The organism is Paenibacillus sp. FSL H8-0261 (assembly GCF_045040645.1).
In the GTDB taxonomy this organism is placed as follows: domain Bacteria; phylum Bacillota; class Bacilli; order Paenibacillales; family Paenibacillaceae; genus Paenibacillus_AQ.
In genome coordinates, this window is sequence record NZ_CP150297.1 from 2,725,437 (window position 1) to 2,738,634 (window position 13,198).

General features: G+C 39.8%; 15 protein-coding genes. 14 read left to right on the plus strand and 1 reads right to left on the minus strand.

The genetic code is table 11. From position 1 onward, the window contains the following. Positions 1-170: 170 nt before the first annotated feature. Complete coding sequence (locus tag MHI27_RS11915; protein ID WP_405176338.1) at positions 171-506, minus strand: hypothetical protein; 336 nt, start codon at positions 504-506, stop codon at positions 171-173. 214 nt (positions 507-720) lie between these two features. On the opposite strand from MHI27_RS11915, the gene MHI27_RS11920 reads away from it, so the two are divergent. From MHI27_RS11920 to MHI27_RS11985, 14 genes are all read left to right on the plus strand, one after another. Beyond that, on the plus strand, positions 721-2,346 hold the full coding sequence (locus MHI27_RS11920) for a hypothetical protein (RefSeq protein WP_405176339.1): 1,626 nt from the start codon (positions 721-723) through the stop codon (positions 2,344-2,346). Between the two features lie 233 nt (positions 2,347-2,579). Then, positions 2,580-4,031, plus strand: coding sequence for an AAA family ATPase (locus MHI27_RS11925; protein ID WP_405176340.1), 1,452 nt, complete (start codon positions 2,580-2,582; stop codon positions 4,029-4,031). 115 nt (positions 4,032-4,146) lie between these two features. Further along, positions 4,147-5,004, plus strand: coding sequence for an SEC-C metal-binding domain-containing protein (locus tag MHI27_RS11930; RefSeq protein WP_405176341.1), 858 nt, complete (start codon positions 4,147-4,149; stop codon positions 5,002-5,004). Between the two features lie 165 nt (positions 5,005-5,169). Next, complete coding sequence (locus MHI27_RS11935; RefSeq protein ID WP_405176342.1) at positions 5,170-6,252, plus strand: DUF4062 domain-containing protein; 1,083 nt, start codon at positions 5,170-5,172, stop codon at positions 6,250-6,252. A gap of 71 nt (positions 6,253-6,323) precedes the next feature. Beyond that, the gene (locus MHI27_RS11940) at positions 6,324-7,778 is read left to right on the plus strand and encodes a hypothetical protein (RefSeq protein WP_405176343.1); all 1,455 of its coding nucleotides are present in this window, start codon (positions 6,324-6,326) and stop codon (positions 7,776-7,778) included. 5 nt (positions 7,779-7,783) lie between these two features. Next, entirely contained in the window at positions 7,784-7,996 is a 213-nt protein-coding gene (locus MHI27_RS11945; protein WP_405176344.1) for a hypothetical protein, read from the plus strand. Positions 7,997-8,070: 74 nt separating this feature from the next. Beyond that, positions 8,071-9,324 (plus strand): hypothetical protein, encoded by a 1,254-nt coding sequence (locus MHI27_RS11950; RefSeq protein WP_405176345.1) that lies wholly within the window; start codon positions 8,071-8,073, stop codon positions 9,322-9,324. A gap of 1 nt (position 9,325) precedes the next feature. Continuing rightward, positions 9,326-9,694, plus strand: a complete 369-nt coding sequence (locus MHI27_RS11955) for a head decoration protein (protein ID WP_076218600.1) — start codon at positions 9,326-9,328, stop codon at positions 9,692-9,694. Between the two features lie 16 nt (positions 9,695-9,710). Further along, positions 9,711-10,724, plus strand: coding sequence for a major capsid protein (locus MHI27_RS11960; protein ID WP_405176346.1), 1,014 nt, complete (start codon positions 9,711-9,713; stop codon positions 10,722-10,724). A 15-nt stretch (positions 10,725-10,739) separates the two neighbouring features. Next, positions 10,740-11,129 carry a hypothetical protein gene (locus tag MHI27_RS11965; protein WP_405176347.1) on the plus strand — a complete coding sequence of 130 codons (390 nt, stop codon included), beginning with the start codon at positions 10,740-10,742 and terminating at the stop codon, positions 11,127-11,129. After that, the gene (locus tag MHI27_RS11970) at positions 11,119-11,550 is read left to right on the plus strand and encodes a hypothetical protein (RefSeq protein WP_405176348.1); all 432 of its coding nucleotides are present in this window, start codon (positions 11,119-11,121) and stop codon (positions 11,548-11,550) included. The genes MHI27_RS11965 and MHI27_RS11970 overlap by 11 nt, the downstream gene beginning before the upstream one ends. Positions 11,551-11,552: 2 nt before the next feature. Further along, positions 11,553-12,128 carry a hypothetical protein gene (locus MHI27_RS11975; RefSeq protein WP_405176349.1) on the plus strand — a complete coding sequence of 192 codons (576 nt, stop codon included), beginning with the start codon at positions 11,553-11,555 and terminating at the stop codon, positions 12,126-12,128. Beyond that, positions 12,125-12,703 carry a hypothetical protein gene (locus tag MHI27_RS11980; RefSeq protein ID WP_405176350.1) on the plus strand — a complete coding sequence of 193 codons (579 nt, stop codon included), beginning with the start codon at positions 12,125-12,127 and terminating at the stop codon, positions 12,701-12,703. Before MHI27_RS11975 ends, MHI27_RS11980 begins: the two co-directional genes overlap by 4 nt. After that, positions 12,700-13,134, plus strand: a complete 435-nt coding sequence (locus tag MHI27_RS11985) for a hypothetical protein (RefSeq protein WP_405176351.1) — start codon at positions 12,700-12,702, stop codon at positions 13,132-13,134. The genes MHI27_RS11980 and MHI27_RS11985 overlap by 4 nt, the downstream gene beginning before the upstream one ends. The last annotated feature ends 64 nt before the right edge of the window (positions 13,135-13,198 follow it).

The following is a 13,198-nucleotide window of genomic DNA, read 5'->3' on the forward strand; positions in this document are numbered from 1 at the left end:
GTATTTTTCGTTCATGTTTTGAGTTTGAGTTCGTTTTAAATCTTTCAGGCCAGTCCTGAGAACGACCTGAAAGAATAGAATGAGAAATAAATGATGAGTTCATACAGAGTGTATGCGGTTTTCACTTTACAATAAAGCAATTTATCATAATGAGCACAGGATATTGCAAATTACATTTTCAGTGTTCTGACAATTAATTCGGATGTCGCAGTATCCAACATAGCTTGCCATTTTCTGAATCTAGTATGATTGGCAATATGCTCGTCAAAAGCATCATCGGGTATAGCTGCAAAATCTTCCTGCGAATTCACTTCGAATCCTCCAGCATTTAATAATTCGTCAAACGTGTTGAACTTAGTGTGTTTTCGCATAAAATGCGGTACGAATAATTCATCGAAACTGATTGTTTTTTGTTGTTCAAGCTTCTGGATGTCTTTTTGCATCTGAGTGGTTCTTTTTTGTAAATTTTTGAGACCTTTAATCGAAAACCCGTTTTTTCTGGGCATTAACTCACCTCATTATTAATAGTTTCCTGCGTTCAGTATTATTCTAACATAATTGGAATTACCGGAACGTTTGTTTGTAATTGTGTGATTTATTTCTTGCATAAAATTTTAAGGTGTCGCTGATTCCTGGGGGTAAGTAAGTGAGTAAGTTGGGTAAGTTAAATATCTAGTAATAATTTATAATGTGCTAAATGACTTTCAAAGGGAGCTAGACATGTCAAAAAAATCGCTTGATCCAGTAGGTGTATATGCTACTTACAGTGACCTTTTCGGTGTTAAATATGACAAGAGAAAATTAGTTGATTTTATTTATGATCTCCCTCTTGGTGGCATCATTACAGTTTTATCTCAAATGAACTCTATAGAAATGGAAAATAAATTCATAAGATCGGGCTTCATTGCCTTTTTAGAACACCAATCTTTGGATTTATCAAATATTGGAGATAGGTTCGATGAGAGAATCCTATATACACCGCAAGGTTTATTGTCAGTATGGAAATGGGTATTAGCACATGGGGATTTTGAGAAGATAAATGTCAATATAAATTTAGAAACAGGTACATATATTATACTTTATCTCAATTTAATTATTTCTGATTATTTATACGAAGATGAAAATCAAAATCAAAATCAAAATCAAAATCTCCTATATGATTTCTTTAGTAACATCAACTTTAATGCTTCACAAGATCCAGTCGCAACTTTAGCTAGGGCCTCTATCTTGTATGATGAAGTCGCTCGTGAAGTTCAGTTGTTCAACAAAAAAGAATTTATAGATATAAATACTGAATTTCTAAAAAAGTATGGATATACGATAAAAGAATACTTAGCTATACTCTTTGCAATTCACACTTCTTTTATAGTAGAAGGTGATATCATTAAGCCTTCAGCTGCTAAGAGCATAGACAACTTTTCAGAATTTCTACTTGTGAAAAAAATGGAACTGATACTCGAAGAGCTCTCAGTTAATATGGAGCAAGCTAGAGAATGGTCTCGAGAAAATATCAGTATGAGTTGGAACTTTCAATTATTTAGAGAAAATCCACTACTAAAATTGAGTGACGGACTTTATTTATCAATCAATCGAGAATTTCTTTTTGAAAAGGTATACAATCAGCTGTTTTATAAAATCCGAGAATGTTTTTCGAAGGAGAGCGAGCAAATCATAAGTTTTATAGGAAGATGCTTCGAGAATTATGTGGATTTAATTACAACTGAAGCGGGGTCACTATCATCAATACCATATGAAGTTATATCTGAGTTCACTTTTGGAGGAAATAGATCTCCAGACTGCATTATAAAATTGGGGAATAAACTTTTAGCAATAGAAGCTAAAAATAGAAGATTAAAACTAGATTCACTCATAAGTAGTAACCCTGAAACTATTCAATTTGATTTAGGAAAAATGATTGAAGAGCCAATAGTCCAACTACATAATTGTATGAAAAAATTGTCCGATAGAGGTCACCCAATTTTAGATGGTGTAGACCAAATTTATTTACTTGCAGTAACACAGGGATCAATTGCAACGCTTCCTCCTTTTATAGATGCGATTAACAAAAAACTTGTTGATTCTTTTGAAATACCAATTAAAGCTTTTTATCATATGGATATAGAGGAATACGAATGGTTACTGGCCATTACTACTAACAAAGAATCAAGACCATTATTTCGGATTCTTGACAATAAGGCAAAACTGGCACCATTAACATCATTTAAAAATTTTGCTTTGAAACATTTTTACTCGAAAAAAAGATTGGATTTCATAAACCGTAAATTCATACAAATTACAGACGATTTTGTGAAGGAATTAGCTGGAGAAAGATTGACAATACATTAACAGAAGATGATATGGTAATCATATGACTTTGCTGATGGCCCAACAATAACGAATTATTTCCCTGCAAAATTGAATTAATTTAGAAGTATTTACGGAGGGAAAATATATCGGATCAATATTAAGCTGTAGATATTCAATTTTAGAGATAGATAAGAGCGTCTACCAAAGGCGCTTTTTCGTTTGTTCAGGAAGCTCTTCCTTAAGTACAGATAATGACAGGAGGTTACGATGTTATGAGAGAAGATAGTATTACAAAACGGATGTCAGCATTCAAAATGAGAATTCCGGTATATCGTAAGAGTCCTAAAACTTTTTTTAAAGAGATTCTTAACTTTATTCCTGATCAATGGCAAGAAGAGGTTTCAAACAATATAGCCAACAATCGTTTCGTTACTGTTAGATCAGGGCAAGGAGTTGGTAAAACTGCTCTTGAAGCAGCTATAGCTTTATGGTTTCTTTGTTGCTTCCCATATCCACGAGTGGTATGTACAGCACCAACGAGGCAGCAACTAAATGATGTTCTATGGGCTGAAATCAGTAAGTGGCAATCAAAGAGTCCCATTCTAAAGCGAATCCTCAAATGGACCAAAACTAAAGTGTACATGAAGAACCATGAGGAACGATGGTTTGCCACTGCAAGAACTGCGACCAAGCCGGAGAACATGCAGGGATTCCATGAGGATTACATGCTGTTCATAGTAGATGAAGCATCTGGGGTAGATGATCGAATTATGGCAGCCATCTTCGGTACACTGTCCGGCGAATATAATAAGCTATTCATGTGTGGGAACCCAACTAAAACGAGTGGGTTCTTTTTTGATTCTCATAACCGAGATCGATCAATCTACAAAACACATCAGGTTTCATGCTTGGATAGCCCAAGAACAAGCAAAGAAAACATTGAAATGCTCAAGCGCAAGTACGGGGAAGGCAGTGACGTTTACCGTGTGCGAGTTGAAGGTCAGTTCCCACGAGGTGAGGCTGGAACCTTCATTACGCTTGAAGCAGCAGAGCATGCAGCAAGAGAAGTACAGATCAAGGCAACTGGAACAACTTTAGTTATTGGTGTGGACGTTGCCCGTTATGGTGACGACGAAACAGCTATGTATGCTGGCATAGGTAAAAAGACGGTCGGACAGCATAGCCATTTTAAAGAAAGCACCATGGTTACTGTCGGTAATGCTATACGATTGGCTAAAGACATGCTGCTGCAATATCCAGAGGTTGAGAATGTGAAGTTTAATGTCGATGATACTGGAGTTGGCGGCGGCGTAACGGATCGGCTGATCGAAGTCATTAACGAAGAAGGTTATGGCTGGGAGGTTATGCCAGTCAATAATGGCTCATCATCGCTAGATGAGTATTGCGCCAACCTGGTCACTGAGATGTGGCAGTCAATCAGAACAGACTTGGAAACCAATCTAGCCAACTTCATCAACGGAGATCCTGGAGTTATGCAATTGCCGGATGATGATATTCTAATTTCACAGTTAGCCACAAGGAAGTGGCGAATGACTTCAAAAGGGAAAATGATTTTGGAGAGCAAGGACGATATGAAGAAACGCGGCCTGAAATCTCCTGACAGAGCAGATGCTTATGTACTTACATTCGGTGAATTTATGGTTGAGGAACCTGAACACATTATGCTTCCATCTATTGGTGGGGTAACAGTCAGAAGGCATTAATGATGTGGTTTAAAAAATGCTAATAAGCCCTCCGTTGTAACAAACATCTCATACTTCCATTGTGTGGAAGTGTTAAATTGATAGATGACAACTAATTGGAATTTGGGGTGTACAAATGAACGTAGTTAGAGCTGAGAAAATTGGAAGAAATGATGCCTGTCCATGTGGAAGCGGAAAGAAGTATAAGAAGTGTTGTGCTATTCGGGATGAATTACAACCGCTTTTAGGAATGAACTACTTAGGGGAAGAAGTACGTGTGAATAAAGAAAATTTGGATATACTTTCGGAAAAAATCAACCTACTCCCCTTTAAGAAACTACTCGGTAATGAGAATATTACCATAAAGGAAACAGAAAATGCTAAACATAGTGATTTCAAATTGATATCCATGTCAGAAGGTGTTGAAGCACTTCAGGAACTGTATGGTCTTTATGATTCATCCTATGATGAAGTTTCTTCCAAAGTTTCTTGTAGCAGAGGCTGTACATCATGTTGCAACTTATATGTTGATGTTAGCCCAATCGAAGCTGAAAACATTCGAAGATTTGTAGTTGATTCATTCTCAGAAGATGAGCAACTTAAATTACACAAAAAAATAAAAGAGAATATGAGAAACTCTCCTTCTTTTGAAGCTGTTATAAAGGATGAATCCATAAAAGGAAATTATCTTTATAAACAAAGCCCATGTGCTTTTTTAGATAATAAAGGCGCTTGTACTATATATGATGCAAGACCATTTAATTGTAGAAAACATGGAGTCATAAGCGATCCAATTCATTGTAAAGATCCTAATTCGCTTCTTCCTAAAAGAGTAAGCATTCAAACTAATGGTGCTCTAGATTTAGCAGTAATGAAAATAAATGTTGGGGTTTTTGGTGAATATTTCATGAGGAAAAATGGACTTGAGTCTGTTTTCTTTTACAAACATATAAGCCACTGGTTTGCTTTAGACAACTTTGAGCAAATTAGCTAAATTAAAAACCGTCCGCTCTTTATAGAGGGACGTTTTTTAATGGTATGTATATTTAAAGCAAATATTTTTCTTAATGTTTCCTAGTATTGGAGGTGTTGCAATACGAAGAAATTAATCTCCTAATATATGGTATGATAAATAATCATAAGGCATGGGGTGACGGCATTGGATAAAAGATATCAAGTATTTGTAAGTTCAACCTATAAAGATTTGCAAGAAGAGAGAAAAGAAATCATGCAGGCGCTGTTAGAATTGGATTGTATGCCTTCAGGTATGGAATTATTTCCAGCGACAAATGACGACCAATGGACTTTAATAAAAAGTGTTATTGATGACAGTGATTATTACATTGTCGTTTTAGGCGGAAGATATGGATCTATTGGCCCACAAGGAATAAGTTATACTGAAATGGAGTACAGATACGCGATTGAAGTAGGAAAACCTACAATAGCCTTTATTCATAAAGACCCACAAGAATTACCCAATAACAGAACGGAGCAAGAAAAAGAGGGAAAAGAAAAGTTGGAATTGTTCAGAACTTTGACTCAACAAAAACTAGTTCGGTACTGGTCAAATCCCATAGAACTAGGCTCGGTTGTCTCTCGAAGTTTAACTAAACTTATTAAATCAAACCCTGCTATTGGATGGGTAAGGGCTGACAAAATATCAGATGACGGTGCTTCTAAAGAAATATTGAGACTTAAAAATCAAGTTGATCGATTAAAAGATGAGTTAGATCAGGTCAAAGTTAAAGCTCCTGAAAAAAGTGAGGAGTTTGCTCAGGGGGAAGATTTATTTCAAATAGTTTACACTTTTACAGGAAGAAAGAAAGGAGCTCAATCATATTACCGATACAAAAGAAACCTAATATGGAGTTGGAATAAAATATTTCAAAATGTTGGTCCTCTTCTTATGAACGAAGCCTCCGAAGAAGATATCATAGAACTTATAAATAAATTAATATATGAGTCAGAATATCTTAAAATCGCAAATGACGAGTCCTTGAATATGAGTGAAGCGTCTAACTTTACACTTGATAGTTACACATTTCAAACTATTAAAGTTCAATTAAGAGTTCTTGGATTAATAAATCGGAGTATGAAACAAAGAAGTGTGAATGACACTGCTGCATACTGGACATTAACACCCTACGGAGATGAGATTTTACTTTCACTTAGGGCAATCAGAAGAATTCATTTAGAAACCGTAGTAACTCCGAATAAAACCAATGATATTATTAATCCATAGAAGTATGAACGAATACAGAAGGTCAGGAAACTTTTCCTGCCTTCTTTTTTGTGTCGAGGGGAGGTGAAAACTTGAAATGGTATCATAAACTCATTTATTCGGCTGTTAATGCAATCCTACCGGCATCCGTTAAGCGTCAGATGATGGGTGTAGGTATATCAACAGTGCCAGCGAATAACAATTCTTTGGGTATCTTCAATTGGCTCCCAAAAAAGTATCAGAGGGCGCACAACATTGACCTGACCAAACTGCAAAGTTATACAGCTGAAGAATTGTTGGAGCTCCTTATCTCCGTTCACCCAGATATTTCTCATGCGTTGTACACTTACTTGCGAATGGGAGATACAGAACTATCATTCACGGCTAAGAAAAACGGTAGTGATGATGAGGCTGGTCAACGGGAACTAGATGCAATTAAGGAAATGCTTGAAACATCATTGCCATCACCAGGCTATCAGCATGGTCGGTCATTGGATAAACTCGATACAATACAAAGAATGATGATAATGGTGCGTGGCGCGTGTGCTGGTGAAGTTGTTTTAAATGAGCGATGTAACGATGTAATTGACATAGTTCCTGTAGACCCATCGTTGATTTGGTTTCGTAGGGAACCGGATACTAATCGTCTTGTTCCGTGGCAGTACGTTAAGAATCCGCATCCAAAGTCGGGAGAAGAGTGGTTCGGGCAATACAAGAAGATTGATACACCAACATTCATCTATGAAGAGTTTGATCCGATGGTTGATGATCCATACGGACGCACACCTATACTTCCTGTGTTACAGGCTGTTTTCTTTCATCTGCAGGTGCTTCAGGACCTCAAGGCAGTCATTCACAACCAAGGTTATCCGCGATTGGACATTTCAATGCTGGAAGAAATCATGTTGAAGAATATTCCTCCGAGCATGAAGAATGATCCGAAAGCACAGCAGACTTGGCTCAAGGAACGAATGGACGAAATGTTAAACCATTTCAACTCACTTAATCCTGATGATGCTTTAGTCCACTGGGACAGCGTAAAGGTCGAATATCTCAAGGGTGGCAACTCAGGTCCAATGATTGACATTAAAAAGTTGATTGACATCATTGATACTCAAATGGCAACCGGACTCAAAACGCTGCTTACATTACTTTCTCGGCATCAAGGGTCTACAGAGTCATATAGCTCAGTAGATACACAAATATATATCAAGTCTGTAGAGTCCGCCCGGAGCGTAACTAAACGTTTCTGGAAGCGGGCTTTTTCTATGGCTGCGCGAGTACGCGGTGTACAGACGTTGGTAGAAGCAGACTATAGCCCAATTGATCTACGATCCGAAATGGAACGTGTACGCGACATGAGGGCGAAGATTAACAATTATGTATTAGCTGAGAAAGAACTATATATCACCGCAGAGGAAGCAGCTACAGAAGCTCGATGGATTATGGGATTAAATCCAAAAATCCCAGCGGAGTTGCTTGATCCTCTCAAAAAGAAGCATGTTTCTGATTCGAACCAACAAATTCCACCAAATGGAGGTGATTAGCTAATATGCAACCAACAGTAGGTCGTACGGTTCACTATTTCAGTTATGGTACGCCAGGTGGTGAATACAAAAGCGAAACGCGAGCGGCGATCATCACTCAGGTTCATAACGCAACTTGCGTTGATTTATGTGTGCTAAACCCAACTGGTATGTTCTTCAACCAAAACGTTGTTCAGGGTCAAGATGGCGGTAAATGGGACTGGCCGCAAAGAGTGTAATTCTGATGCGCTAATAAGCGCGGAGGTGATCAAACATCTAATTGTTAATTACGAAAGGGAGGTGAATAAAGAAAATGGCTATACCAACAACCGAACAGTTAGAAAAAATCAATGCAAAAGCACTCGTTCCCTTGACCGCCCAAGAAGCATTTACTTTTCCAGCAAAATTGATCGGAGATAGAGTGATTCCGGGAAGATTTATGAGGTTGACCCCTAACTTTCTTCGAAAGATCGCTGTTCAAGCTCAAGAAGGAGTATCTCTCCTTTTAGATCATTCATGGGCAAATCTCGGTGTTATGACAATCCCTATTGGTAGAACGTATGACAGTAAGATGCAGCAAGATGGTGATGAGTTAGCTGTTTATGCCGATCATTACATGAAAAAGGGTCAAGAGGTTGCGGGCATCTCAACAGATCAAATTGCTAACGGAATTGATGCTGGAACTATTTTTGATACTTCGATAGGGTTCTATACCACGAAGCACATATGTTCAGTATGTGGAAATAATTATTTCAGTGGAGATTGCAGTCACTTTCGAGGTAGGGAATATGAAGGGAAACTTTGTATCGTTGAACACGATGATGGCGGTTTGATGGAAAACTCATTAGTGTTTGATGGAGCTTACCCTGGTGCTGGGGTGGTTGGATTAAATCAAGCGACTGTTTCAAACAGTCCAATAAAATACGAAGCTCTATCAGAAGACATGAAATCACTTCCAATTGATGGACGTGTCTTTTATTCATTTAGCAATAAAACTGGGTTCACTGGATTTATTACTAGACAACCCGAAGAACAAAAAAATGAACTGGTCAATACTTTGACCAAAGGAGATGACACTATGACGGATGAACAAAAGGCTGTTTTAGCGGCAGCAAATGGCGTGCTAGGACAAGTCCGATTGGCACTTGGTGTTGAAAATGATGCTGATATCCCTGCAAAACTTACGGAACTAAGCGCTCAGGCTGCTGACGGCGCGGCATACAAAGTTAAGGTAACTGAACAAGCCTGCGGAGCTGGCGTGCGTGCTCTTGGTGACGCATTTAACGTTGAAGCAATGAAGACAGCATTGTCCCATTTGCCAGTAACTGAGATCGAGAAAATCGGAACAAGTTACGAAGCACAAGCTCAAGCTGCTCTTGGAGGCGGCGGTCGCCACACAGAAGGTGAAAAACTTGATCTTCCTGTAGGTGCACTGGGTGGTGCGGCACCGAGCAACCCACAGAATACTGAAAAGACGCCGGAGGAACAAAGAGCTCTTGCTAAAGAAGCTGCAGTAGCTGCTCTGAAAAACACTGGCAGAGGTAATCTGCTGAAGGAGGATAAGTAATATGTTAAGCACTCAGTACAACGGAGCCCCAGGGCAAAGAGAAATTGGAACGCAGGAATTTATCGAGGTACTTGCTTCCACTGATCTTCAAGCAAGACTTCCGGGCGGCGTATTATTGGCTCAGGGAAATGGAGTGATCAAGAAAGGAACAGTACTGGGTAAAGTAACAGCCACAGGCAAGTTTGTTCCATATAAAGCTTCTGCTTCTGACGGTTCGCAATCTGCAATTTGCATCCTAGACAATAATCAAGACACTACACTTACGGACATCGGCGCTTCAGCGTGGATTGCAGGAATTTTTGATTCATCTAAACTGACAGGCATTGATTCAGCGGCTAAAACAGCGCTTAAGCTCTGCTACTTTGTATAAGGGGGAAAAATAACTCATGGCAAATGTACTTGATCCGTATTTCCTAACAGAAGTCGTCCAAAATATTCGAACAGATATTAATAGCTTTCGTGGCGCACAGATCCTTACTAATGGTGTCGATCTCAAGCCTGAGCTTGGACTGACAATTAAATATGATGTGACTTACGATGATACTGGTATGACTCCACCTACCGGACTCAATGATCCATCACCAGTTCATGCTGCTCCAGTTGTAAAGGAAATGGAATTTACTAACCAAGAGTGGCGTGAAAAAGCCATCATTGACCGGGAAAAGATCGCTGTTCTTCGTCAACCAGGTAACAAGCTTGAGCAAACATGGGGTGAAGAATATATGATTGATCGAATGGTCGGTCTAAACACTCGCCTCGAAACCCGATTTGAATGGATGCGCTGGCAGTCCCTAGCAGGCAGTCTTTTAGTGCCGGCTACAGCGAACAAACCTGCGAGAACCATTGATTATGGTGTTCCTGCAAACAACAAACCGACAGCGGATGTACTTTGGAGTAACACTGAAACGGCAGATCCGTTAAAGAACATTGATGAGTGGCTACTTAGATTCCGCGGTAGCGGTGCTAGAGGTGTTAAGATTGTTGCTAATAAAAAAGTGGACAATCTCATGAAACAGAATAAAATTATTCGCGATCTGATCAAATTTACCTTTGGTAAAGATATCGTCACAGATGGTTCTCTTGCTGAAATTGTTAAGCAAAATCTTAATGGCCTTGAATACGAATGCTATGATGGCGGATACATCGATGATTCTGGTGTGTTCTACCCATTTATCCCTGATAATGCAATAATCTTCATCGGTCAGGGCATGAATGGTTCCATCATGGACCTGGTGACCAGTCCGAACAACTATGAAGATATCTTCAATGGCCACACTGGAAAATTTGCGTTGACGAAGTTGATCCAAGGTGACCCTGACCAATGGCAAGTTATTAACGGCGCTACAGTGTTGCCTAAATTGAAATACGTCAACTGGCATATCTTCGCTACAGTAGCGTAAGGGAGGAACCAACTCATGACTATTGTAAAAGTATTAGTTGATGCTGTAGGAGAATACAATGCAGGGGACATCGTAACAGATGCCCCCGAAGGTCTTGTTGATATTGCAAAGAGACAAGTTTGTAACGCAGCAACTGGAGAACTGTTGGCAGAGATCATCGATACCAATGATGTGATTAACAATAATCCTTCCGAACGTGAATTGGAACTTCAGGTTCGACTAGAAGAATCTGAGGCACGAGAAGCGGAGTTGCTCGAAAAAATTGCTTTGATTCAAACTGACGCGGAGCTCAAGGAACTGAAAGCTACTGCAAAGGAATTAAAGATTCCAGGATACACCAAAATGGATGCTGACGAGCTGAAAAAAGCTATCAACACTGCTGGCGGTGAAGAGGATGGCAAATAAGATCCTCACCACGGAAACGTATCATGAGGAAGTAAGGGGGCGTCTAGGAGTCGGCGAGGATGTTGTATCCAATGCAGACATAGACGCCATTTCTGTATTACCTATTGCTGAAGCGAAAGTTATTGCAGCCGTTCCAAATTATGCCGATCTGGTTGATGATGATAGGAACTATGTATATGCAGCGGCTGTAAGTATGGTTGCTGCTATCCTAGCTCCATCTATGACAGCCAGGATAGCCAAATTCAAGAAAGATGTCGATTTCTCTATTGAGAATCAAGCAGTGGACTGGCGCGTATACGGAATTCAGTTAATTGACGATTCCTACGCACTTATTAATCTGATCTCTACAGTCACTTCTGGTACAGATTCTCCGATATTCGGTGTTGCTGGTCCAACACGGTACAAGGAAAGGCGGCACTAATAATGTTTAAGCAATTTTCGCACCGTCACACGCCTTGTACAGTGAATGGTCTGCCAGAAGCAGTTATTCTTTCACGAGGATCAAGTGGATCTTCTCAATATGGTAGAGAATCAGACTACATTGGTCGTTTTGCTCCTGAATCTTCAGTTGTGTCAGGAGCATTGATAGAAACAGGAGAAACATTCCTTGTCTGTTCAAAACGGCCAACGCCAGAACGCGATAAATATTGCGGGATGGTAAAGACGAATATGATTGTCAGAGTGCAGCGATATAGTCAAGAGTATGATGGGAATTATAATCCTATCGGTGATCCTGACTTCACTGACGTGGAAATCGAAGTTAAAGCATTCGTCCAATATGTGACTGCACAACTTCGCCAAGATGACCCGGGATTACTTCCGACATCAACACACTTACTGCGGTTGCAGCAGAAGGTTGATGTTCGGAGACCGGATGATCCATTGCTGATTCAACCAGATCGGATTGTACTGAATGGTAGGTCATATCAAGTCGATGCCATAAATGATATACAGTTCCCGGGATTATATCAGATACAACTATCGGAGGATAGGCGATGATCACCGGATATGATGCTTTAAGAGCTACTAAGGATCTTGAGAACAAACTTGCTATTGAGATCACCGGACTCACTAAGTTGGTTCTGCTCACCGCCAAAGGTGGCATTCGCTACTATCCAGCAGTACGTGATAAACTCCAAATGGAAATGTTCGTACTTGCTAATCAGATGATCTCAGGAGATATTACAGCAGATTACTGGCAGGCTTGGTTGGAGCAATTCGGCAAAGGCTCTTTGATGGCTGATGCTTCTCAAAACCCCGGATTAGTTACCTACATGAATAGTGATGCGTGGAACCGATTGAGATCACGAAGCAGCAAAGTTGTTGTTGGACGAGGACAGGGGAACTATAAAAGCATTGATGGCACAATGCGGTTCTCAGGTGGCGGTTATGCGGGAGTGGATTTAGAAGAATTGGCTGAACGCGGTGACATAGACCCAAAGTTCAAGCCAACGCCACCAACGTTTTTCCTACGAGTGGCAATTCAGTCTAATCGGAATCGAATTCTTCAAGGCATTGCCGAAGTAATCGAAAACTTTCCTTTCCATCGTTATTTTAAGGAGGTGAAGGATTGAGTCTACAACTAATTGACGCTATCCAGAACACGCACACGGCAGATAGAGAGTTCATGGCGCTATTGAAACTTACTCTTTCGCCTACCCCTGAAGAAGTAATAAAGCGATTTACAAAGGGGGTAGAGCCTGAAATTGTCGTGACAAAGGAAACGGTACCGCATATCTGCCAATATATTATGCCGGGGCAATACGGACGAAACCCTTTGGTCTTTCAAGGAAAGTTCTGTCTCGATTTTTATGGTAAGACTGGTTATGAAGCGAAGTTATTATTTCAACGCTCATATGAACTTTTGCATGATAAACGAATCATTCAGCCTAAGTTCCACTCATTTTTATGTGTACTCGCCTATGATGGCGACTTTGCAACAGGGATCAGCGGGGTTAAAGGCTATAAAGGTATCTACGATATCGACTATATCCGCATGAATTAAGTAGTATTAATGTACGAACGACATTGTAAAGTATAGACGAGGCAATAAACAGTAACACGGGGAT